Annotated in this window: 20 protein-coding genes; 6 read left to right on the plus strand and 14 right to left on the minus strand. The window is 62.2% G+C overall.

Features of this window, described 5'->3' with window-relative positions; translation table 11 throughout:
* Window positions 1–25: 25 nt before the first annotated feature.
* On the minus strand, window positions 26–631 hold the full coding sequence (locus GYA94_RS18940) for an arylesterase (RefSeq protein WP_009683844.1): 606 nt from the start codon (window positions 629–631) through the stop codon (window positions 26–28).
* Window positions 632–641: 10 nt separating this feature from the next.
* Between GYA94_RS18940 and GYA94_RS18945 the strand changes: the two genes are divergently transcribed.
* A complete protein-coding gene (locus tag GYA94_RS18945; protein WP_054905364.1) occupies window positions 642–1325 on the plus strand; it encodes an ABC transporter ATP-binding protein in 684 nt (227 codons plus the stop codon).
* Complete coding sequence (locus GYA94_RS18950) at window positions 1325–3832, plus strand: ABC transporter permease (RefSeq protein WP_161892877.1); 2508 nt, start codon at window positions 1325–1327, stop codon at window positions 3830–3832. The genes GYA94_RS18945 and GYA94_RS18950 overlap by 1 nt, the downstream gene beginning before the upstream one ends.
* Window positions 3833–3880: 48 nt before the next feature.
* On the opposite strand, the gene greB is transcribed toward GYA94_RS18950, so the two are convergent.
* The 4 genes from greB to GYA94_RS18970 form a co-directional block, all read right to left on the minus strand.
* A complete protein-coding gene (gene greB, locus GYA94_RS18955) occupies window positions 3881–4354 on the minus strand; it encodes a transcription elongation factor GreB (protein ID WP_009683840.1) in 474 nt (157 codons plus the stop codon).
* 10 nt (window positions 4355–4364) lie between these two features.
* Complete coding sequence (locus GYA94_RS18960; RefSeq protein WP_029884952.1) at window positions 4365–4673, minus strand: hypothetical protein; 309 nt, start codon at window positions 4671–4673, stop codon at window positions 4365–4367.
* Between the two features lie 248 nt (window positions 4674–4921).
* A complete protein-coding gene (locus GYA94_RS18965; protein ID WP_161892878.1) occupies window positions 4922–5359 on the minus strand; it encodes a DoxX family protein in 438 nt (145 codons plus the stop codon).
* A gap of 113 nt (window positions 5360–5472) precedes the next feature.
* Entirely contained in the window at window positions 5473–6876 is a 1404-nt protein-coding gene (locus tag GYA94_RS18970; protein ID WP_161892879.1) for an MltF family protein, read from the minus strand.
* A gap of 153 nt (window positions 6877–7029) precedes the next feature.
* On the opposite strand from GYA94_RS18970, the gene GYA94_RS18975 reads away from it, so the two are divergent.
* The 3 genes from GYA94_RS18975 (at window position 7030) to GYA94_RS18985 (ending at window position 9884) form a co-directional block, all read left to right on the plus strand.
* Window positions 7030–7824, plus strand: a complete 795-nt coding sequence (locus tag GYA94_RS18975; protein ID WP_161892880.1) for a TatD family hydrolase — start codon at window positions 7030–7032, stop codon at window positions 7822–7824.
* Between the two features lie 138 nt (window positions 7825–7962).
* On the plus strand, window positions 7963–9441 hold the full coding sequence (locus GYA94_RS18980; protein WP_110679592.1) for a methyl-accepting chemotaxis protein: 1479 nt from the start codon (window positions 7963–7965) through the stop codon (window positions 9439–9441).
* 74 nt (window positions 9442–9515) lie between these two features.
* A complete protein-coding gene (locus tag GYA94_RS18985; protein WP_054905359.1) occupies window positions 9516–9884 on the plus strand; it encodes an Mpo1-like protein in 369 nt (122 codons plus the stop codon).
* Between the two features lie 23 nt (window positions 9885–9907).
* Here GYA94_RS18985 and GYA94_RS18990 read toward each other — a convergent pair whose 3' ends face one another.
* From GYA94_RS18990 to GYA94_RS19000, 3 genes are all read right to left on the minus strand, one after another.
* The gene (locus tag GYA94_RS18990; RefSeq protein WP_161892881.1) at window positions 9908–10705 is read right to left on the minus strand and encodes an acyl-CoA thioesterase; all 798 of its coding nucleotides are present in this window, start codon (window positions 10703–10705) and stop codon (window positions 9908–9910) included.
* Between the two features lie 77 nt (window positions 10706–10782).
* Window positions 10783–11562 (minus strand): CHAD domain-containing protein, encoded by a 780-nt coding sequence (locus tag GYA94_RS18995; RefSeq protein WP_161892882.1) that lies wholly within the window; start codon window positions 11560–11562, stop codon window positions 10783–10785.
* A gap of 14 nt (window positions 11563–11576) precedes the next feature.
* Window positions 11577–11855 (minus strand): hypothetical protein, encoded by a 279-nt coding sequence (locus tag GYA94_RS19000; protein ID WP_003259403.1) that lies wholly within the window; start codon window positions 11853–11855, stop codon window positions 11577–11579.
* Between the two features lie 178 nt (window positions 11856–12033).
* Here GYA94_RS19000 and GYA94_RS19005 point away from each other — a divergent pair, with 178 nt between their 5' ends.
* Window positions 12034–13074: a patatin-like phospholipase family protein gene (locus tag GYA94_RS19005; protein WP_054905356.1), complete on the plus strand. Its 1041-nt coding sequence runs from the start codon at window positions 12034–12036 to the stop codon at window positions 13072–13074.
* Window positions 13075–13142: 68 nt separating this feature from the next.
* Here the strand turns inward: GYA94_RS19005 and GYA94_RS19010 are convergent, their stop codons facing one another.
* The 6 genes from GYA94_RS19010 to tig all read right to left on the minus strand — a co-directional run bounded on the left by GYA94_RS19010 (window position 13143) and on the right by tig (window position 21619).
* On the minus strand, window positions 13143–15014 hold the full coding sequence (locus tag GYA94_RS19010; protein ID WP_009683829.1) for a SurA N-terminal domain-containing protein: 1872 nt from the start codon (window positions 15012–15014) through the stop codon (window positions 13143–13145).
* A gap of 180 nt (window positions 15015–15194) precedes the next feature.
* Complete coding sequence (gene hupB / locus GYA94_RS19015) at window positions 15195–15467, minus strand: nucleoid-associated protein HU-beta (RefSeq protein WP_054883552.1); 273 nt, start codon at window positions 15465–15467, stop codon at window positions 15195–15197.
* A 152-nt stretch (window positions 15468–15619) separates the two neighbouring features.
* Window positions 15620–18016 carry an endopeptidase La gene (gene lon, locus GYA94_RS19020; protein ID WP_009683827.1) on the minus strand — a complete coding sequence of 799 codons (2397 nt, stop codon included), beginning with the start codon at window positions 18014–18016 and terminating at the stop codon, window positions 15620–15622.
* Window positions 18017–18179: 163 nt separating this feature from the next.
* Window positions 18180–19463 carry an ATP-dependent Clp protease ATP-binding subunit ClpX gene (clpX, locus tag GYA94_RS19025; RefSeq protein WP_054911999.1) on the minus strand — a complete coding sequence of 428 codons (1284 nt, stop codon included), beginning with the start codon at window positions 19461–19463 and terminating at the stop codon, window positions 18180–18182.
* A 108-nt stretch (window positions 19464–19571) separates the two neighbouring features.
* Window positions 19572–20213, minus strand: a complete 642-nt coding sequence (clpP, locus tag GYA94_RS19030; RefSeq protein WP_009683825.1) for an ATP-dependent Clp endopeptidase proteolytic subunit ClpP — start codon at window positions 20211–20213, stop codon at window positions 19572–19574.
* A gap of 92 nt (window positions 20214–20305) precedes the next feature.
* Window positions 20306–21619: a trigger factor gene (tig, locus tag GYA94_RS19035; protein WP_029884960.1), complete on the minus strand. Its 1314-nt coding sequence runs from the start codon at window positions 21617–21619 to the stop codon at window positions 20306–20308.
* Window positions 21620–21752: the final 133 nt, after the last annotated feature.

Raw genomic sequence — 21752 nt, forward strand, 5'->3', positions numbered from 1 at the left:
CCGAAAGCTGCCCCCGTTTAAAGCATCACAGCAAGGGTTTTATCGCCGGCCAGGCATTTTCCAGCAAGCGCTGCTGGGCACCCTGGGCCGGATGAATGCCATCAGCCTGCATCAACTCTGGCACACCCCCTACCCCTTCAAGGAAAAACGGCACCAGCGGGACCTTTTTGTCCGCCGCCAACTGCTCATACACGTTGGCAAACGCACGGGTGTAGCGCACACCATAATTGGGCGGCAGGCGCATGCCCAGCAGCACCACTTTGGCGCCAGCCTGCCGCGAGCGCTCGATCATCGAAGCAAGATTTTGTTGCAATTGCGCAGGCGGCTGCCCGCGCAGGCCATCGTTGCCGCCCAGCTCCAGTACCACCAGGCTGGGCTTATGCGCTGCAAGCAGCGCAGGCAAGCGCGCCTGGCCACCCGCACTGGTGTCGCCACTGATCGACGCATTGACCACCTTGGCGTCGAAACCTTCCTTCTCCAGCCGGGTCTGCAACAGAGAGACCCACCCCTGGCGGCTATCCAGGCCAAAACCGGCGCTGATACTATCGCCAACCACCAGCAACGTTCCCGCCGCCGCGCTCTGGGCCAGGCAATACAGGGCCAGACCGGCACTCAGCCACCTTATTCGCATCGGATTCTCCATGGGCCCCAGCATTCTCGTTGCGCAGAACCTTAGCAAAGTGGTCCCCAGTGCGGAAGGTGACCTCGCCATCCTGCACGCCCTGTCCCTCGACCTGGCCCAGGGTGACAGCCTGGCCATCGTCGGCGCTTCGGGCTCGGGCAAGTCGACGCTGCTTGGCCTGCTCGCCGGCCTGGACCAACCCAGCGCTGGCAAAGTGATACTTGCCGGGCACGACCTCGGGCCGCTGGATGAAGACCAGCGCGCCCGGGTGCGCGCCGAACACGTCGGCTTCGTGTTCCAGTCATTCCAACTGCTGGACAGCCTCAACGCCCTGGAGAATGTCATGCTGCCGCTGGAGCTTGACGGGCGCAGCGATGCCCGCGAACAAGCGCGCAACTTGCTTGAACGGGTCGGCCTTGGCGCACGCCTCAGCCACACGCCACGCCAGCTGTCCGGGGGCGAGCAACAACGGGTGGCCATCGCCCGCGCCTTCGCCGCGCACCCTGCCGTGTTGTTCGCCGATGAACCCACCGGCAACCTGGACAGCCACACCGGCGAACGTATCAGCGACCTGCTGTTCGAGCTGAACCAGGAGCGTGGCACCACGCTGGTGCTGGTTACCCATGACGAGCGCCTGGCCCGCCGCTGCCGCCGCCAGATCCGGCTGGACGCAGGCCGCCTGGTGGCAGCGGTGGAGGCCTGATGAAACACATGCCGCTGTCCCGCCTGTGCGGCCTGGCCCTGCGCCAGTTGCTCCGCGACCTTCGTGCCAGCGAAGTGCGGGTGTTGTTCTTCGCCCTGCTGGTAGCGGTGGCAGCCAGCACCGCCATCGGCTATTTCGGTGCCCGCCTGAACGGCGCCATGCAACTGCGCGCCAGCGAATTCCTTGGCGCCGACCTGGTGTTGCAAGGCAGCGCCCCGGCCCGAGAACAACAACTCGCGGCCGGCCAGGCACTGGGCTTGCGCCACGCTCAGGTGGTCGAGTTCACCAGTGTGGTCGGCGGCGATAGCGGTATCCAGCTGTCCAGCGTGAAAGCGGCCGACAGCGCCTACCCCCTGCGTGGGCAGCTGCGCAGCGCCGCGGCCCCATATGGTGCTGAACGCCCGGGTGGCGGGCCGGCGCCCGGTGAAGCATGGGTGGAACCGCGCCTGTTGGCAGCCTTGGGGCTGTCGATAGGCGACAGCATCGACGTCGGCATGAAAACCTTGCGCATGAGCCGGGTACTGACCTATGAGCCGGACCGCGCCAACAACTTCTACAGCCTCACGCCGCGGGTGATGATCAACCTGGCCGACCTGCAGGGGACCGGGGTGATCCAGCCCGGCAGCCGGGTTACCTACCGCGACCTGTGGCGTGGCGACAGCGAAGCACTGGCGCAGTACCGCCAGGCAATTGAGAAAGGCCTGGCCGCCAACCAGCGCCTGCGCGATACCCGCGATGGCAACCAGCAGATCGGCGGCGCCCTGGGCAAGGCAGAACGCTACCTGAACATGGCCAGCCTGGTGGCAGTGTTGCTGGCCGGCGTGGCCGTAGCCTTGTCGGCCAGCCGCTACGCTGCACGGCGCCTGGACGCCAGTGCCCTGCTGCGTTGCCTGGGCCTGTCGCGCCGGCAGGCCCTTGGCCTGTACTGCCTGCAACTGGCCATGCTCGGCGTAGTAGCGGCGCTGGCCGGCGCGCTACTGGGCTGGCTTGCCCAGCTGGGCCTGTTCCGCGTACTTCACGGCCTGCTTCCCAGCGTGGTCCCAGCCGGGGGCGTACTACCGGCCCTGGCCGGCATCGCCACAGGGCTGGTAGCACTGGCCGGCTTTGCCCTGCCACCGATCGCGGCGCTGGGCCAGGTGCCGCCATTGCGCGTACTGCGCCGCGACCTGTTGCCGATACCGCCCAGCAGTTGGCTGGTTTACGGTGCAGCCCTGTTCGCGCTAGGCCTGATCATGTGGCGGCTGAGCCTGGACCTGCTGCTGACCTTCGCCCTGCTGGCTGGCGGCCTGGTTGCTGCGCTGTTGCTCGGTGGCCTGCTGCTGCTCGGCTTGCGCAGCCTGCGCCGCTTGCTGGTCGGCGCCCCGCTGACCTGGCGCCTGGGGTTGGGCCAGTTGCTGCGCCACCCCATGGCCGCCGCTGGCCAGGCGTTGGCGTTCGGCCTGATCCTGCTGGCCATGGCCCTGGTCGCCCTGCTGCGGGCAGAATTGCTCGACACCTGGCAGGCCCAGCTACCCAAGGATGCGCCCAACTATTTCGCCCTGAATATCCTGCCAGACGACCGCGAGCCGTTCGCTCAGCACCTGCAGCAGGTCAACGCCGTCGCGGCCCCGCTGTACCCGGTGACACCGGGGCGGCTGGTGCAGATCAACCAACAACCGGTGCAGCAGATCGTCAGCAAGGATTCGGCAGGCGAGCGCGCCGTGCAGCGCGACCTCAGCCTGACCTGGGCCGCCGAACTGCCCGAAGGCAATGCATTGACAGCCGGGAGCTGGTGGCAAGCATTGCCCGGCGAACACGAAATCCCCGGGGTATCGGTGGAGGCAGAGCTGGCCAAGAGCCTGAAGCTTCAGACTGGCGACCTGCTGACGTTCGATATCGGCGGCCAACAGCGCCAAGCCAGGGTCAGCAGCTTGCGCAGTGTGCATTGGGACAGCTTCCAGCCCAACTTCTACATGATCTTCCAACCCGGCACCCTGCAAGGTCTGCCGACCACCTACCTGACCAGCTTCTACCTGGCGCCGGGGCACGACCTGGACGTAGTGACCCTGTCACGTGCGTTCCCGGCAGTGACCATCCTGCAGGTCGATGCCCTGCTCGACCAACTGCGCAGCATCCTCGCCCAGGTGACCCTGGCCGTGGAATATGTGCTGCTGTTCGTGCTGGCGGCAGGGCTGGCGGTACTGTTCGCCGGTTTGCAGGCAACGCTGGATGAGCGCATTCGCCAAGGCGCCCTGCTGCGTGCACTGGGCGCGCCCAGGCCGCTGCTGGTCAGGGCACGGCGGATCGAGTTCGGCCTGCTCGGGGCAGCCAGCGGGTTGTTGGCGGCCGTGGGTTGCGAACTGATCACCCTGGTGCTTTACCGCTATGCCTTCAACCTGCAGTGGGGGCCGCACCCCTGGTTGCTGTTGCTGCCATTGACAGGGGCTTTGCTGGTAGGCGGCGCGGGGGTGATAGGCACGCGGCGGGCGCTCAATGCCAGCCCTTTGGCGGTACTGCGGGACACTTGAGGCTGCATGTGCCGGCCCGGCGTCCGGGCCGGCACATGCAGCCGCAATTCACTGGCCGTAGCTGATGCTGTTCACATACCACGTGGCTTCACCGGTAGGTGTGTGTACCAGCACCTCGTCACCCTCCTGCTTCTTCAGCAAAGCGCGGGCCATGGGTGAGTCGATCGAGATGTAGTCATTGCGGCCGTAGATTTCGTCATAACCCACGATGCGAAACTTCATGGTCTCGCCGTCGTCGTTCTCGATCTCGACCCAGGCGCCGAAAAACACCTTGCCTTCCTGCTCGGGCGAATAGGCCACCACCTTCACATCCTCAAGACGCTTGCGCAAATACCGCACCCGGCGGTCGATCTCGCGCAGCAGCTTCTTGTTGTACTGGTAGTCGGCATTCTCGCTACGGTCCCCCAGCGACGCCGCCCAGGCGACCTTCTGGGTGATCTCGGGGCGATAGACCCGCCACAGGTGGTCCAGCTCTTTCTTCAGCGCCGCGTGGCCTTCGCTGGTGATGATGTTGGTGCTCAACAGGCGCTCCTCAGCGGCGGGTGATCAGGCCCTGGCGCGCGATACGGGTGAGGTGGCCGATGACCTCGGCAGCGTCCTGCGGGCCGGGCGACTGAATGACCGCAAGGTCGAAACGGTCCTGCCCATACTGCGCAAGATTGCAGGCGTCGTCGGCGAACTGGATCAGGAATGCGCGTGCGTGGCCCTTGCGCCGGGACAGGCCTTCGAGGTGACGCAAAAGAGTGGGCTGATGCTGGCCGCCGAGCAGGATGCGCGGCGTGCGGGATGCCTGGTGTGCAGGCAGAGGGCTCAAACAGACACTGGTACGTGGGCAACTCATGGTGCTTCTCTCCGCCTCGCGAATCCCGCTGGGCAGCGGTGGGAGGCGTCACCGAACCAGCGCTTTAGCGGTATTTCGGACGAGCCGCACAAGGGCCTTTCCTGCGCCCCGCAAGTAGCTGTTTAAATCGGCGCAGGCGGTATGCTAGAGCGATGAGCTTCAAGTTGCAAGCGACAAGCCGCAAGCAGAAGCAGGCCGAGGAAAGGCCCGCCCTTGCTTGCGGCTTGTCGCTCACAGCTTGCAACGGGTCAGCGGGCGATCAGGCGGTCCAGCGAGAAGCGCCCGGCACCTTCGATCATCACGGCAACGGTACCGGCGAGCAGCGCCAGGGCAAACTCGTAGCCGTTGTTGGACATGAACAAGCCATTGCCAATGTGCACCGAGAAAATCGCCACGATCAGGGTCACGCTCAGTGCCAGCGCCGCCGGGCGCGCCAGCAGCCCCAGCACCAGGGCCAACCCGCCGAAGAACTCGGCACTACCGGACAACAGGGCCATCAGATAACCCGGCGCCAGGCCGATGCTTTCCATCCACTGGCCGGTGCCTTCCAGGCCATAGCCGCCAAACATGCCGAACAGCTTTTGCGCACCGTGCGCCATGAAGATGATGCCGACCAGTATGCGGATAATGCTCAGGCCAGCGCCGGCACGGGTGGAAAACAGGGCATTGAGCGTGTTTTTGTTCATGGCGAAGCGTCCTTGAGGCGATGCAGTTATGTTGAGATGGACGCCATCTTAATCAGTTTCTAAGATATTAAAATCGCAAAAAACCCAACATAGCCATCTAATAAATCGATACTTCATCGCTTGGCTACACGTTCAAGCGCTGCTCGTTCGCGGTTGAATGCCAGGTAGTACTTGTTGACACTGTTGACGAAGTTCACCGGCCCCATGCCCACCTGCTCCATGGCAATACGCTCGGTCTGGAAGAACCATTGGTTGCCATTGAACCCGCGTCGGCGAGCTTCGGCGCGCATGGCTTGAACGCGTTCGGGGCCAAGGTTGTAGGCAGCAAGCACGAACGCCATGCGCTCGCGCTCGTTGATTTTGGGGCTGGCGAAAAACGTGCGGCGGATCAGCGCCAGGTAGCGCGCGCTGGCCAGCACGTTGCCGTCTACCGTGGCCGTGTTGCTCACCCCCACACGCTGGGCTGCTGCCGGGGTGATCTGCATCAGCCCATGGGCGCCACCGCTGCCGCGTGCGGCCGGGTTCAGTGTCGACTCCTTGAACGCCAGCGCCGCCAGGTTCAGCCAGTCGATCTGTTGCGCCTGCCCATGCTTCTGCAACACGGCCCGCAGCGCTGCCAGACGCCGGCGGTCCTTGCTGGCCAACGGGTTGTGCACCCGATACTGGCGGCGGTAAATCCGCTCGAACGCGGCATCCTGGTTGTCTGGCGCCCGGTAACCCTTGAGGAAGCGATCGACTGCAGCGAGCAGCTGCGGCGCATCACGCCCGACATACCAGCGCATGGCCTGCGGCGGCCCCAGCCGCACACCGCTGTGCAGGCGCAGGCGCGGCATCACCCGCGCCCAACGCCGGGCAATAGGCTGCTCCACCACGGTCAGGTGGTAGATGCCGGCCTGGACCATCTCCAGCACATCTTCCACGGCCAATGTCGAGTCGACCCACTCCACCTTGATCGGCGGTCGCTTGCGCAGGGCCAATTGCTGGTTGGCCTGCTGGATGAATGGGCCCGCCGCGCTGGCACTGGTCAATGCCACGGTTCGCCCCGACAGCTGCTCGAGCTTGCTGAAGCTGCGCTCGCCTTTGCGCCCGACCAGTGTCAGCGGCACCTGATCGAGTAGCGGTGCGCTGCTGCTGACACCGCGCACAGTGCCTGGGTCCAGCAGCTCGCCCGGTGCAGCAAGGTCGCCCTCGCCACGCGCCAGGGCGCCGAGCAATTGCTCCTTGGCCCGCGGTATGAGCTGCAGCTCGATCTGTTGATCGTCGTCGCTGCGCGCGTTGAGGAAGTGTTCCAGGGCCCGCAGGCGGTAATACTCGATGCCGACCGGTTCGCCCTTGACCTCGCCCGAGCTATTGCGGCTTTGGTTGACCAGCACCCGCAGCACCTTGCTGCTGCGGATCTGCTGCAAGTCGCGAACCTTGGCAGGCGCAGGGTTATGTTGCGGCCCTTGGGTTTGCGCAAGGGCCGCCCCGGACAAGACCAGCCCGAGCGCCAACAGGAAGGTGAGCCAGAATCGCATGCGCAAAAAGATCCATTCGGGGGCGGCATACAGGGTCGCACGCCAAGTGATAAATGACGGCAAAAGACCCCGGCCACAGCATGAAGTTCTTGGTTTTGTTCAGAAAAACCCGGTTTTTGCTATGCTGGCCGCTCCGCGGCACGAGATACCACCATGCAACTGATCGATATCGGCGTCAACCTGACCAACAGCAGCTTCCACGACCAGCAGGCGGCCGTCGTCGAGCGCGCCATCGAAGCCGGGGTGACCCAGATGGTGCTGACGGGCACCAGCCTGGCAGTCAGCGAACAGGCACTGGAGTTGTGCCAGCAACTGGACGCCAGTGGCGCGCATCTGTTTGCCACTGCCGGCGTGCACCCCCACGATGCCAAGGCATGGGAGGCCGGTAGCGAAGGCCGGCTGCGCCAACTGCTAAGCGAGGCACGGGTACGTGCTGTGGGCGAATGCGGCCTGGACTTCAACCGTGATTTCTCCCCTCGCCACCTGCAAGAAAAAGCCCTGGAAGCCCAGTTGGCGCTGGCCGTTGAGCTACGCCTGCCGGTGTTCCTGCATGAGCGCGATGCCAGCGAGCGCTTGCTGGCCATTCTCAAGGATTACCGCGACCACCTGAGCGCGGCGGTCGTGCATTGTTTCACTGGGGAGCGTGAGGCGCTGTTCGCCTACCTCGACATGGACCTGCACATCGGTATCACCGGCTGGATCTGCGACGAGCGCCGGGGGACGCACCTGCACGCGCTGGTGGGCAACATTGCCGAAGGCCGGCTGATGCTGGAAAGCGACGCCCCCTATCTGCTGCCCCGCACCCTGCGCCCCAAACCCAAGAACGGCCGCAATGAGCCGGCCTTCTTGCCGCAAGTACTGCATGAAGTGGCCTTGCACCGGGGTGAAACGGTCGAACACACGGCAGCGCACACCACGGCCACGGCACGGGCGTTCTTCCAGATCTGAGCTGACGGGGCCGGTTGAGGCAGGAGAACAACACCGTTGTTTTTTCTTGATACACATCAACAACGGCTCTGGCATGAGCTGGCACAATGATGGCACCTTGCCAATATTGTTTCCGCTCAACTCAGAGAAGACCTGCCCATGGGTGCCTGGCTTAGCAATGTTTCCTTGAAGTACAAATTCTGGGCCGTCAACGCGGTGGCCTTTGTCACGACCTTGCTGCTGGTGTTGTATGCCGTGCACCTGGAGCAACGCGCCCGCGCCGAGGTGGCCCAGGTACAGGCGGTGCAGCAAGCCGAGCTGCTGGCTGCCTGGCCAAGCCAGCAGCCAATACCGCGCCAGGCCAATGTGATCAGCTGGTCAGCCGGGCAAACGCCCACCTTTGCCGGTGAACCGCTCGAGCCCCTGCGCGACGGCCAGGGCTGGGTGGACCTGCCAAGTGCCTGGGTGCTGGGCGACAACCCGCTGCGCGGCGCACAGGTCGTGCACAGCGGCAATCAGTACATGGCGGTAGTGGCCCCGTCGCCCAGCCTGCGCCAGGTGTTCTTCGAACGCTTCAGCAATTACGCGGTGTGTGTCCTGATTCTGATGCTGGCCATGCTCGCTGCCTCGCAACTGCTCATCCGTTTTCTGCTCAGCCAGCTCAATACCCTCAAGGATGTGATGCTGCACGTGGAAAAAACCGGCGACCTGGCAGCCCGTGTGCCACTGGCCTGTGGTGATGAGGTCGGCCAGATGGCCGGTGCCTTCAATGCCATGCAGGCCACTTACCACCGCGTCGTCAGCACCGTCGCCCACACTGCCGCGCAGCTGGACTCGGGCGCTGCGCGCCTGGCCGCCAGCATGAACGATGTGCGCCACGGCATGCTTGGCCAGCAAAGCGAGACCGACCAGGCGGCCACCGCCATCAACCAAATGTCGGCAACCGTGCACCACATCGCCCAGCATGCCGGCGCTACCCGTGACCTGTCCCAAACCGCCGACACCTTGGCCGGCAGCGGCAAAGAGGTGGTAAGCCGGGTCCAGGATTCGATTTCCGGGCTGTCCAGCGGTGTTCAGCAAACCGCCGAGATGATTCGCCAGTTGGCCGATGACAGCCAGAAAATCAACGGGGTCGTCAATGTGATTCACAGCATCGCCGAACAAACCAACCTGCTTGCGCTCAACGCCGCCATCGAAGCCGCACGCGCCGGCGACCTGGGCCGCGGGTTCGCCGTGGTCGCCGATGAGGTGCGCAACCTGGCCAAGCGCGTGCAAACCTCCACTGACGAAATCACCACAATGGTCTCGGCACTGCAGTCGGGTACCCGCGATGCGGTGGAGTTCATGCAGGAAAGCTCGTACAAGGCCGATGATTGCGTGCGCCAGGCTCAGGAAGCCGGTGAAGCCCTGGCCGAGATCACCGGTGCCGTGGCGCAGATGCGCGAGAGCAACACGCAGATTGCCGTGGCAGCCGAGCAACAAAGCCAGGTGGCCGAGGAAATGAACCGCGCGGTGGTGAGCATTCGTGATGTCACCGAGCAGACCGTGCAACAGACGGTGGGCTCGGCCACCACCAGTAGCGAGCTGGCGACCTTGGCTGGGGCGCTCAACAAGGCCATCGGCCAGCTCAAGCTATAGCCACCATAGCCAGCCTCGATTGGCCCCCCTGCGCGGGCAGCACTAAGCTTTGGGCATTGGATGAGGAAATGCCCATGAGTAAACGTCTGCCCAACCTGCCCGCCTGGCAATGGCGCGGCTACCACCATAACCACCGTCACCCGACAAACCTGGTGCTGCACCTGATTGCCGTCCCGTTGTTCATCCTGGGCGCGCTGCTGGTACTGTCGGGCCTGTTCGGGCTCGACCTGAGCCAGATCGCGGTGGGTATCATTGCCTTGGTTGCCGGCTTGGGCCTGCAGCGCCAGGGGCACCGCCTGGAAGCCCAGCAACCTGAGCCGTTCGCTAACCGCCAGGATGCCGTGCAGCGCCTGTTGACGGAGCAGTTCATCACCTTCCCGCGTTTTGTTTTCAGTGGCGCCTGGCTGAAGGCATGGCGGGAGCGCCACAAGCACCGGCGCTGAGCCGATGGCCCTGTGCCGGGCTGTCAGGCGAACACGGTGACAGTCTGCCGGCTCAGCGCCAGCAATTGACCTTGAGCGGTCCACAGTGCTGCTGCCGCATGGCCATAGCCATCCCGGGCGTATTCGGTTTCAACGCAATAGCGGCACCAGTCCTGGGTAGACACCGTGATCACAGGCTGAATGAACTCGATCGTCCAGGTCAGCGTGCTGCCAGCTGCGGGTTGCTTCAGGAACGGCATCAGGCTCGGCGGCCACGCATCGACCAAGGCAAGCAGGTGCGCCTCATTGACGCGTTCGTCGGCGACATCGCGCAAGCGCACCCAACCGCCCATCTTCCTCGACTGATTACCACTGAACGGCAGCCCGCCCAAGGCCCAACGCAAGGCCACATGGCGCATGAATTCCGGCGTGACCCCCTTGATATAGGGCAGCTCCGGAGCCGCCTCTTCGAGCGCCTTCATTTCCGTAGCCGGTAACGCCGGTACCTGCACGACCGAAGGCCGCCCTGCCCCGAAGCTGCCTTGCACCAGCGTCACCACTTGGCCCGCCTGTACCGCACGGCCAAGCAAGGTGCTGACCGCCTTGCCCTCGCGCAGCACCTCCACCTCGAAGCGGATAGGTACGTCTGCCGCTGCAGGGGCCACGAAGGTGATGGCCAGGGAGCGCGCTGGGCGGCTGTCACACAGCTTGAGGCGCATCGCCTCGTAAACAAGGGCCGCCATGAGGCCGCCAAATGCCGCTCGGCCTTGCGCCCAGGTCGGCGGAATGCTGACTGCGTCGGGGTTGGCCCGCACGGCGTCGAGCAGTTGATTGAAATTCATGGACCGGCTCCTGCGTGCAGCGAAAAGGGTGTGCCCATCCTAGCCAGCTAACGCGGGACGAACAGCCCTCATTTCGGTCATTTCCCGGGCTGGCGACGTGCAATGGCCTTGGCCAGCGCGGCCAGGGTCACATCGGCGCTTTGCTCGGCCTCCTGCAACTGCTGCTGCCAAACGGCTTGGCAAGGTGCCAGGTCGGCGTGGTCGCGCGCCTGTAGCAACCACTGCAAGCGATCGTGCCAGTCGCCCAGGTCGGCCTGGGCTTTTTTCAGCAGACGCTGCAGTTTCTGGCTGGCATGCTGGAATTGCGGGTAGGCCTCGTCGCCATAGCGCGCACGCTTGATCAACAAACGTAGCCGGTGACGGTCGTGGTTGGGGTCCTGCAAGGCGTGGTGCAGTTTGTGCCACTGCTTGACCAAGCGCTTGTCGACGCGTTTGCCCAATGCCTTGGCCAAGCCTTCGCGGCCCGCTGCGCGCAGGAACAGTGGAAAGGCATCTGCAATCGCCAGCACCCGGGCCAACTGCTGGCTGCGGGCAACGCTGGCGTATGCACTACCGCGGCCTTGCATGCGGCGTTGCCCAGCTTCGGTGTAACCGCTAGCGATCAGTTGCGCAGCCAATACTTCCTGGTCACGCAAGGGCGTGGTCAGGGCCCCCAGCGCGCTTGCAGCGGCCTCCAGCTGCTCCACCCCTGGCAGCCCCCTCAGTGGCCGCAGCAGGCTGCGTAGCCGCCGTACGGCAATACGCAGGTCATGCAGGGCCTCGCTGTCGGTATCGGCAGCCAGGCGTTCGCGACACGCCAGCAGGCGCACCTGCAAGGCCAGTATCTGGGCAACGACGGAGTCAAGCATGGCAGACATGGAACGCTCCTCGATCAACGCCCGGCGCGGGACTCACGAATGTAGAAGCGCGCCTTCTCGGCTTTGCGCGTGCAGCTTTCATAACCTTCGAACTGCTGCTGGGTTTTAGCACCGGTGAGTAACGACAAAGCCTTGGAATAACTCACGGCGCCGGCAAAGCCTTCGGCCTTGGCCAGGTCAAGCTCCTTCCAGGCGGCATCCAGCTGGGTCGCACAACTTTCTCGGTAGGCCGTCTTGCCTGCGCAGCCGGCAAGGGCCAGAGCAATCAGGGGAAGGCAGATCCAGGCTTTCATCGGTGATACCTCAAGGAAAAAAACGGTGGCATTTCGACGCCCCGGCAGTTCAAAAGTGCCCTGCCCGGCCGGCTTTGCCAAAGCGGTTTTACTACAGTAGCTGCACACAATCTACATTGAAGCAGAGGCAACGATGGGTGCATTGTAGAGGCATGATGGCACTGGCCGGGGAAAGTTGATGAGTAAACGCGTGGCACTGGTACTGGGTTCGGGCGGGGCCCGAGGTTATGCGCACATAGGCGTGATCGAGGAAATCGAGCGCCGGGGTTACGATATCGCCTGCATCGCTGGCTGCTCCATGGGTGCAGTCATCGGTGGCATCTATGCCGCCGGCAAGCTGGACGAGTACCGCAACTGGATCGAGAGCCTTGATTATCTGGATGTGCTGCGCCTGGTGGATGTCAGCTTTCGCCTGGGCGCCATTCGCGGTGACAAGGTATTCGGGCAGATCCGCAAGATCGTCGGCGAGATCAATATCGAGCAACTGCGCATCCCCTACACGGCGGTTGCCGCCGACCTGACCAACCAGCAGGAGATATGGTTTCAGGAGGGCTGCCTGCACCAGGCCATGCGCGCCTCGGCGGCCATCCCCAGCCTGTTTACACCGGTAATGCAGGGCAACCGCATGCTGGTTGATGGCGGTATCCTGAACCCGCTGCCGATCGTGCCGGTGGTGTCCAGCCATTGCGACCTGATCATCGCGGTCAACCTCAACGCCACCAACCAGAAGCAGTACCAGCTGCCCGTGATCGAACGCCCGGCAGCGTTCAAGATGCGCTTCGATGCCTTGCTCAGTTCATTGGGCGCACACCTGCCGTTCCGGCGCAAACCGGCCGAAGAATTGATCCGCATCGAACAGGAAATCGTCGCTGAAGGGCTGGCACAGCCCAACCCATGGCAAAGCGAAGCCGCCAGCCCGGGCACACAGCAGCCGGCGGCTGCGCCAGAGCGCGAAGGCGCGCCGAAGTCGGCTACCGGTTCGTTCATCATCGACAACGTGGGCCCAGCCTCCCTGCTGGACTTGATCAACCAGAGTTTCGAGGTCATGCAGACCTCATTGGCACAGTACAAGATCGCCGGCTATCCGCCGGATGTGCTGATCAACGTGCCGAAACGGGTATGCCGGTTCTTCGAATTCTACAAGGCGCCCGAGCTGATTGCCCTGGGGCGCGAGATCGCGCGGGACACGCTGGATAATCATGAAGGGGTGAAGCGCTAGGCCGGAGCAGGCAGCAGAAACAGAACGGGCCGCTCTTTAGGCGGCCCGTTCGTCATGCAGCGATCACGTCAGTAACGGGTGATGTCGGCATTGGCTTCCAGCTGCTTGCGGTAGGCCGCGAAGTCTTGCTGGCCGGCACGCGAGGCAAGGTAGCGGCGAATCTGCTGCTTCTCTTCGTCGGTGGCGGTAGTGCCTTCGTTGACGCCCTTGAGCTGCAGCACCACCAGGCTACCGTCACGCAGCACGACGCTGCCATACACCGGCTTGTCCTTGGCTTGCGGTTTCGCCAGGCGGAACAGCGCCTGCAGCTCCTCAGGATCGATGCCTTCCTCACCGCGGGTCACGGCTTCGTGGGTTTTCCAGCCCTGGCCCTCATGCACACTGCCAGCAGCAATGGAACCGTCGCGCAGGCCGGCGATCAGCTTGTCCGCCTTGGCCTTGAGTTCGGCCGTGGCCTTCTCCTTGGCCAGGTGCTGGCGGATATTCTGGGCCACTGCCTCCAGCGGCAGTTGCTCAGGCTTGCGGTGCTCCTTGACGCGCAATACCACGGTGGTTTCCGGGTCGAGCTCGATGGCGGTACTGTTGGCCCCCTCGTCGAGTACTTCTTCGGAAAACGCAGCCTGCACCACCGAACGGTTGGCAGTAATGCCTTCGCCGCCTTCGCGACCGAATGGTGCAGAGGTGTGGACCTTGAGGTTCAGGTCCTGGGCCGGCTGGGCCAGGTCGGAAGCCTCATAGGCAGCATCCTGCAGCTGCTTGCTGGCATCCACGTAACGCTGCTCGACCAGCGGGGTCTTCAGGTCACGGGTAAGCTTGTCCTTCAGGCTGGCGAAGCTCGGCACCTCTGGCGCCTGTACGCCCAACAGCTTGATCAGGTGGTAACCGAACTGGGTACGCACCGGCGCCGATACCTGGCCATCCTGCAGCTTGTACAGCGCCTCTTCGAAGGCCGGGTCATACACACCCGGGCCGGCGAAACCAAGGTCACCACCGTTGCCGGCCGAACCCGGGTCCTGGGAGAACTCCTTGGCCAGGGTGGCAAAGTTCTCACCCTTGGCCAGGCGCTGCTCGATCTCTTCAGCACGGGCCTTGGCCTGTGCATCGCTGACCTTGTCGTTCACTTCGATCAGGATGTGCGCCGCGTGGCGTTGCTCGGCGAGGTTGGCGATTTCTTTCTCGTACTGGGCCTTGAGCTCTTCGTCGGTCACCTTGACCTGGTCGAAGTAGGCAGACTTTTTCAGCTCGATGTAGTCGATCACCACCTGGTCAGGCGACATGAACTCCTTGGCGTGCTGGTCGTAGTGCGCCTTGACCTCGGCGTCGCTGACCTTGACCGCGGCCGGGTCGGCCTTGAAGGTCAGGGAGGCGAAGTCGCGGGTCTGCTTCTCGAGGCGGGCGAAGGCATCGACTTGCTGGTCGGTGACGAAGCTGCTGCCGGCCAGGCCGGTGCGCAACTGGCCGATGAGCATTTCCTCGGCCAGCATGTCGCGGAACTGCATGCGGCCATAACCCATCTGGCGAATGACCTGGTCGAAGCGATCGGCGCTGAATTTACCGTCTACCTGGAACTCCGGCGTTTGCAGGATCACCTGATCCAGCGCGGCATCGGAGAAGGCGAACTTGGCGTCTTCAGCCCCCTGCAGCAAGAGCTTGCGGCTGATCAGGCCCTTGAGGGCCTCTTCACGCAGCAGTTTTTCATCCAGCAGCGCTGGGTCGAAGTCCTTGCCCAACTGTTGCATCAGCTGGCGGCGCTGCATGTCGGCCGCCTGGCTCAGCTCGTTCTGGCTGATGGTCTGGCCGTTTACCTTGGCGGCGTCCTGGCTATGTGTGGCGGCCTGAAAAATGGCTTCGAAACCGGTCAACGCCATCAATACGACGATTAGGCCGATGATGGACTTGGCAATCCAACCTTGTGAATTGTCCCTGATATTTTGCAGCATGCGTCCCCCAGAAACGGCTGTACCACTGCGTCGACAACCGCGGAGCGTGGGTAGAATCCTGATAAAAGAAAGGCGCATCCGAGGATGCGCCTTTGCTTAGCAAACGTGTCAGGCGGGAACGTTTGCGCCCCGCCATCAGCGTGCTCGGACCAGGCCTGGCCGGGTCCGGCTGAAGACGACTTAGTTGACGGCGTCTTTCAGGCCTTTGCCTGCCTTGAAACCTGGAACCTTGGCGGCTGCAATCTTGATCGCCTTGCCGGTTTGTGGGTTACGGCCAGTGCGCTCGGCGCGCTCTTTGACCGAGAAGGTTCCGAAGCCAACCAGAACGACGTCGTCGCCTGCTTTCAGGGCACCGGTTACGGAGTCGATCACAGCGTCCAGAGCCTTACCTGCAGCAGCTTTGGAAATGTCAGCCGATACGGCGATAGCGTCAATCAGTTCCGACTTGTTCACTCTAAGTCCCCTTATTTCTCTATTGAGTTTGTTTCTAAGTATGTAATGGAAAGCTTACGAAACGTACGTTGGGAGGCTTGTTGACAATAACGAGCCGCTTTATAGCAAGGCCTCGAAAAAACTGTCAAGGAAAGCCTCCCAGACAAAAACCACTAATGCGTGCTGATTCTTTCCTTGGCATCGCTGTCGCGCTTCTCTTCTTTCGCGACGATCTCAGGAGCCACATCTGGCAAGGGCTCCGGGGCGTATTGCAGCGCAATTTGCAGGACTTCGTCAATCCATTTGACGGGTTTGATCTGCAGATCCTGTTTGATATTTTCCGGAATTTCCTTCAGATCGCGAACGTTCTCCTCCGGAATGATGACCGTCTTGATACCGCCCCGATGTGCTGCCAGCAGTTTTTCCTTCAACCCGCCAATTGCCAGCACCTGGCCGCGCAAGGTGATTTCACCCGTCATGGCGACATCAGCGCGCACCGGAATCTGCGTAAGGGCCGAGACCAACGCGGTGCACATGCCGATACCGGCACTCGGGCCGTCTTTCGGTGTGGCCCCTTCGGGCATGTGGATGTGCACGTCGTGCTTCTCGTGGAAGCCGGCGGCTATACCCAGGCTGTGGGCGCGGCTGCGCACCACGGTTTGCGCGGCAGTGATCGATTCGACCATGACATCGCCCAGCGAGCCCGTCTTGATCAGTTGGCCCTTGCCCGGGATAACCACGGCTTCGATGGTCAGCAACTCGCCGCCCACCTGGGTCCAGGCCAGGCCGGTAACCTGGCCGATCTGGTCTTGCTGCTCGGCCAGGCCGTAGCGGAACTTGCGCACGCCCAGCAGGTGCTCCAGCTGCTCGCTGGCCACCTTGACCTTGACCTGCTTCTGCCCGGTATGTTCCTTGACCACTTTACGGCAAACCTTGGCGATCTGCCGCTCCAGGCCACGCACACCGGCCTCACGGGTGTAGAAGCGGATGATGTCGCGAATCGCCGAGACATCGACCTCCAGCTCGTCTTTCTTCAAGCCGTTGGCCTTGACCTGCTTGGGCACCAGGTACTTGATGGCGATGTTGATCTTCTCGTCCTCGGTGTACCCCGGCAGGCGGATGATTTCCATGCGGTCCAGCAGCGCCGGTGGAATGTTCATCGAGTTCGAGGTGCACAGGAACATGACGTCCGAGAGGTCGTAATCGACCTCCAGGTAGTGGTCATTGAAGTTGTGGTTCTGCTCCGGGTCGAGCACTTCGAGCAACGCCGAGGCAGGGTCGCCACGCATGTCGCTGCCCATCTTGTCGATTTCATCGAGCAGGAACAGCGGGTTGCGTACACCCACCTTGGTCATCTTCTGGATCAGGCGGCCCGGCATCGAACCGATGTAGGTACGACGGTGACCACGGATCTCGGCTTCGTCACGCACCCCGCCCAGTGCCATGCGCACGAACTTGCGGTTGGTGGCGGTGGCGATCGATTCGGCGAGCGAAGTCTTGCCGACGCCGGGTGGACCTACCAGGCACAGCACAGGACCACGGATTTTCTTCACCCGTTTCTGTACGGCGAGGTACTCGAGGATGCGCTCCTTGACCTCTTCCAGACCATAATGGTCGGCATCAAGGATCTCCTCGGCTTTGGCCAGGTCCAGGCGGACTTTGCTCTGGGCCTTCCACGGCACCTGCACCAGCCAGTCGAGGTACGAGCGCACCACGGTGGCTTCGGCTGACATCGGCGACATCTGCTTGAGCTTGTTGAGCTCAGCCTGGGCCTTGGTCAAGGCATCCTTGGGCAGGCCGGCAGCTTCGATACGCTTTTTCAGCTCTTCGACTTCGTTGTGGCCTTCGTCACCATCGCCGAGCTCTTTCTGAATGGCCTTCATCTGCTCATTCAGGTAGTACTCGCGCTGGCTGCGCTCCATCTGCTTCTTGACCCGACCGCGAATGCGCTTTTCCACCTGCAACAGGTCGATTTCGGCATCCAGCAGTGCCAGCACGTGCTCCACGCGGGCGGTGAGGTCGACAATCTCGAGGATTTCCTGCTTCTGCTCGATCTTCAGGGCCATGTGCGCAGCCATGGTATCGACCAGCCGCCCTGGCTCTTCGATGCTGTTGAGCGACGACAGCACTTCGGCAGGGACTTTTTTACCCAGCTGCACATACTGTTCGAACTGCGACAGTAGCGTGCGCACGAAAACTTCCGACTCGCGCTCGGCGGAGTCGGTTTCGTCGATCAGCGAAACTTCGGCACGGATGTGCCCTTCCACTTCGGTGAAGCGCTCGACGGCGCCACGCTGTTCGCCTTCGACCAGCACCTTGACGGTGCCATCAGGCAGCTTCAACAGTTGCAGCACGGTGGCAACAGTACCGACACGGTACAAGGCGTCTTCGCCAGGATCATCATCGGCTGGGTTTTTCTGGGCCAGCAGGAGGATCTGCTTTTCGCCCGTCATCGCAGCCTCAAGGGCTTCTATGGACTTTTCACGCCCCACAAACAGCGGGATAACCATGTGCGGGTATACAACGACATCGCGCAATGGCAAAAGAGGCAAGTCGAGGGTGGTCTTCATGATTTCGCCTCTACAGCGGCCTTGTGGCCGGAAACCGGTGGAAATGATGCTTGGACCTAATGTGGGGGCAGGCTTGGGAAATTACAAGCATTAGCACAGGAAAAGCATGAAGGGGCCCGTAGGCCCCTTCATGCTTGCAACCACAAACTGGCCTTTGCCTGTATCAGGCGTCTGGCGCAGCCTTGGCTTGCGGCTCACTGTTCTCGTAGATCATCAGCGGCTGCGAAGTGCCGTCGATGACGCTCTCGTCGATCACCACCTTGCTGACATCCTTCTGCGAAGGGATCTCGTACATGGTGTCGAGCAGCACACCTTCGAGAATAGAACGCAGGCCACGGGCGCCGGTTTTGCGCTCCAAAGCCCTGCGTGCCACGGCCTTGAGCGCATCGCTGCGGAACTCCAGGTCGACGCTTTCCATCTCGAACAGCTTGGCATACTGCTTGGTGAGGGCGTTCTTCGGCTCGGTGAGGATCTGCACCAATGCAGCCTCGTCCAGCTCGTCCAGGGTAGCCAGAACCGGCAGGCGGCCGACGAACTCCGGAATCAGGCCAAACTTGACCAGATCGTCCGGCTCGACCTCACGCAGGGACTCGCCAACCTTCTTGCCTTCTTCCTTGCTACGCACTTCAGCGCCGAAACCAATGCCACCTTTGGTGGAACGGTTCTGGATGACCTTTTCAAGGCCCGAGAACGCGCCACCGCAGATGAACAGGATGTTGCGGGTGTCAACCTGCAGGAACTCCTGTTGCGGGTGCTTGCGCCCCCCTTGCGGCGGTACCGAGGCCACGGTGCCTTCGATCAGCTTCAACAGCGCCTGCTGCACGCCCTCGCCCGAGACGTCACGGGTGATGGACGGGTTGTCCGACTTGCGCGAGATCTTGTCGATTTCGTCGATGTAGACAATGCCCATCTGGGCCTTTTCCACATCGTAGTCGCACTTCTGCAACAGCTTCTGAATGATGTTCTCGACGTCTTCACCCACATAACCGGCCTCGGTCAGGGTGGTGGCGTCGGCAATGGTGAACGGTACGTTCAACAGGCGTGCCAGGGTTTCGGCGAGCAGGGTCTTGCCCGAGCCAGTAGGCCCGATGAGCAGGATGTTGCTCTTGCCCAGTTCGACTTCGTCACCCTTCTTGTCACGCTGGTTAAGGCGCTTGTAGTGGTTGTACACCGCTACAGCCAGCACCTTTTTCGCGCGCTCCTGACCAATGACGTACTGGTCCAGGATGCCGCTGATTTCTTTCGGCGAAGGCAATTTGTGCGCGCTGCTCTCGGCCTGGGCTTCCTGCACCTCCTCACGGATGATGTCATTGCACAGGTCGACGCACTCGTCGCAGATAAATACCGAGGGCCCGGCAATCAATTTGCGCACTTCGTGCTGGCTTTTGCCGCAGAAGGAGCAATAGAGCAATTTGCCGCTGTCCTCGCCGTTACGGGTGTCAGTCATTCGATCGATCCAATCCGGTAGGCTTGCAACACAAGATGAAGGCAATTGCGGGCTTTTTCAAGTCCGCAGGTGGGCGCTTTGGGCACCCACCTGCTCTGACCCCCCGGTTCAGGAGGCCAGTTGCCGCTTGTCGTAGACCGAGTCGATCAGGCCATACTCGGCTGCGCGCGAGGCGCTCATGAAGTTGTCGCGTTCGGTGTCACGCTTGATGGTCTCCAGATCCTGGCCGGTGTGGTAGGCCAGCAACTCGTTCAGGCGCGCCTTGATATTGAGAATTTCCTGGGCATGGATCTCGATATCGGTCGCCTGGCCCTGGAAGCCGCCCAGCGGCTGGTGAATCATCACGCGCGAGTTCGGCAGGCAGTGACGCTTGCCCTTGGCACCTGCGGCCAGCAGGAAGGCGCCCATGCTGCAGGCCTGGCCGATGCAGATGGTCGAGACGTCCGGCTTGATGAACTGCATGGTGTCGTAGATCGACATGCCCGCGGTGACGGAGCCGCCCGGGGAGTTGATGTAGAGATGGATATCCTTGTCCGGGTTTTCCGCTTCGAGGAACAGCATCTGCGCTACGACCAGGTTGGCCATGTAGTCTTCAACCGGGCCAACCAGGAAAATCACTCGCTCCTTCAACAGGCGCGAATAGATGTCGTACGCACGCTCGCCACGGGCGGACTGCTCGATAACCATCGGGACCAGGCCGCCTGCGGCCTGGATGTCAGAGCTCTGCTGAATATAAGAATTGCGGGACATGTCCTGCGCTCACTCCCAAATAGTCATGGCTTGATAACGCACAAGCCAGCTCGAAGGCTGGCTTGTGGGGTTTTCCTACGAGAGAAAACGTATTACTCAGCTTCGGCAGGTGCCTGGGCTGGTTTTACGGCATCTTCGTACGAGACCGACTTGTCGGTCACAGTCGCTTTCTGCAGAACAGTATCTACAACTTGCTCTTCCAGCACAACCGAACGCACTTCGTTCATTTGCTGGTCGTTCTTGTAGTACCAAGCGATGACCTGCTCAGGCTCCTGGTAAGCCGAAGCCATTTCTTCGATCATCTCGCGAACCTTGGCATCGTCCGGCTTGAGCTCGAACTGCTTGACCACTTCGGCGACGATCAGGCCCAGCACTACACGGCGCTTGGCTTGTTCTTCGAACAGCTCGGCAGGCAGTTGGTCAGGCTTGATGTTGCCACCGAACTGCTGAACAGCCTGGACGCGCAGACGGTTGACTTCGTTTTCCAGCAGGGCCTTCGGCGCTTCGATCGGGTTGGCGGCCAGCAGACCGTCCATGACCTGGTTCTTCACCTTGGTCTTGATTGCCTGGCGCAGCTCACGCTCCATGTTCTTGCGAACTTCGGCGCGGAAGCCTTCCAGGGTCGATTCCTTGATACCGAACTGGGCGAAGAACTCTTCGTTCAGCTCAGGCAGCACAGGGGCCGAAACGCTGTTGACGGTGATGGTGAACTCGGCGGCTTTGCCGGCCAGGTCCAGGTTCTGGTAGTCCTCTGGGAAGGTCACGTTGACAACGCGCTCTTCGCCAGCCTTGGCGCCCACCAGACCGTCTTCGAAGCCCGGGATCATGCGGCCGGAACCCAGTACCAGCTGGGTGCCTTTGGCAGAGCCACCGGCGAACGCTTCACCGTCGACCTTGCCAACGAAATCGATGTTGACCTGATCGTCGTTCTGCGCGGCGCGCTCGACAGCTTCGAAGCGAGTGTTCTGCTTGCGCAGCACTTCCAGCATGTTGTCCAGGTCGGCGTCGGCCACTTCGGCGCTCAGGCGCTCAACGTTGATCGACTCCAGGCCGGAAACGGTGAACTCCGGGAACACTTCGAAGATGGCGACGAACTCCAGGTCCTTGCCTTTTTCGAACGACTTGGGTTCAACGGACGGGGCACCAGCAGGGTTCAGCTTCTGCTCAACGATGGCCTCATAGAAGGAAGCCTGGACCAGATCACCGAACGCCTCCTGGCGTGCATCGGCTTCGAAGCGCTGACGGATCACGCTCATTGGCACCTTGCCTGGGCGGAAGCCGGCAACCTTGGCGCGCTTGGCAGTCTGTTGCAGACGCTTGTTGACTTCGTTCTCGACGCGCTCGGCCGGAACGGCGATGGTCATGCGGCGCTCGAGAGCGGAAGTGTTTTCAACAGAAACTTGCATGGATATTCCTCGTTGCACAGACGTTAGCCGGCGTTAGCCCGACTCCAGAATCAAGGGCAAGCATTCTAGTGAGTCGCGCGGCAGAAGTCACCCCACACGGGACGACGGGAAACCACGCCGGTCGATTAGCTTT

Source organism: Pseudomonas juntendi, from assembly GCF_009932375.1.
In the GTDB taxonomy this organism is placed as follows: Bacteria; Pseudomonadota; Gammaproteobacteria; order Pseudomonadales; family Pseudomonadaceae; genus Aquipseudomonas; species Aquipseudomonas juntendi.

What these genes read in the sequence shown, in the direction of transcription:
- GYA94_RS18990 (WP_161892881.1), bottom strand. Translation starts at nt 10,705, where the DNA reads ATGAATTTCAATCAACTGCTCGACGCCGTGCGGGCCAACCCCGACGCA.
- lon (WP_009683827.1), bottom strand. Translation starts at nt 18,016, where the DNA reads ATGAAGACCACCCTCGACTTGCCTCTTTTGCCATTGCGCGATGTCGTT.
- GYA94_RS18945 (WP_054905364.1), top strand. Translation starts at nt 642, where the DNA reads ATGGGCCCCAGCATTCTCGTTGCGCAGAACCTTAGCAAAGTGGTCCCC.
- GYA94_RS19010 (WP_009683829.1), bottom strand. Translation starts at nt 15,014, where the DNA reads ATGCTGCAAAATATCAGGGACAATTCACAAGGTTGGATTGCCAAGTCC.
- GYA94_RS19005 (WP_054905356.1), top strand. Translation starts at nt 12,034, where the DNA reads ATGAGTAAACGCGTGGCACTGGTACTGGGTTCGGGCGGGGCCCGAGGT.
- GYA94_RS18975 (WP_161892880.1), top strand. Translation starts at nt 7,030, where the DNA reads ATGCAACTGATCGATATCGGCGTCAACCTGACCAACAGCAGCTTCCAC.
- GYA94_RS18985 (WP_054905359.1), top strand. Translation starts at nt 9,516, where the DNA reads ATGAGTAAACGTCTGCCCAACCTGCCCGCCTGGCAATGGCGCGGCTAC.
- clpP (WP_009683825.1), bottom strand. Translation starts at nt 20,213, where the DNA reads ATGTCCCGCAATTCTTATATTCAGCAGAGCTCTGACATCCAGGCCGCA.
- GYA94_RS19000 (WP_003259403.1), bottom strand. Translation starts at nt 11,855, where the DNA reads ATGAAAGCCTGGATCTGCCTTCCCCTGATTGCTCTGGCCCTTGCCGGC.
- tig (WP_029884960.1), bottom strand. Translation starts at nt 21,619, where the DNA reads ATGCAAGTTTCTGTTGAAAACACTTCCGCTCTCGAGCGCCGCATGACC.
- GYA94_RS18980 (WP_110679592.1), top strand. Translation starts at nt 7,963, where the DNA reads ATGGGTGCCTGGCTTAGCAATGTTTCCTTGAAGTACAAATTCTGGGCC.
- GYA94_RS18970 (WP_161892879.1), bottom strand. Translation starts at nt 6,876, where the DNA reads ATGCGATTCTGGCTCACCTTCCTGTTGGCGCTCGGGCTGGTCTTGTCC.
- GYA94_RS18950 (WP_161892877.1), top strand. Translation starts at nt 1,325, where the DNA reads ATGAAACACATGCCGCTGTCCCGCCTGTGCGGCCTGGCCCTGCGCCAG.
- GYA94_RS18995 (WP_161892882.1), bottom strand. Translation starts at nt 11,562, where the DNA reads ATGTCTGCCATGCTTGACTCCGTCGTTGCCCAGATACTGGCCTTGCAG.
- GYA94_RS18960 (WP_029884952.1), bottom strand. Translation starts at nt 4,673, where the DNA reads ATGAGTTGCCCACGTACCAGTGTCTGTTTGAGCCCTCTGCCTGCACAC.
- GYA94_RS18940 (WP_009683844.1), bottom strand. Translation starts at nt 631, where the DNA reads ATGCGAATAAGGTGGCTGAGTGCCGGTCTGGCCCTGTATTGCCTGGCC.
- clpX (WP_054911999.1), bottom strand. Translation starts at nt 19,463, where the DNA reads ATGACTGACACCCGTAACGGCGAGGACAGCGGCAAATTGCTCTATTGC.
- GYA94_RS18965 (WP_161892878.1), bottom strand. Translation starts at nt 5,359, where the DNA reads ATGAACAAAAACACGCTCAATGCCCTGTTTTCCACCCGTGCCGGCGCT.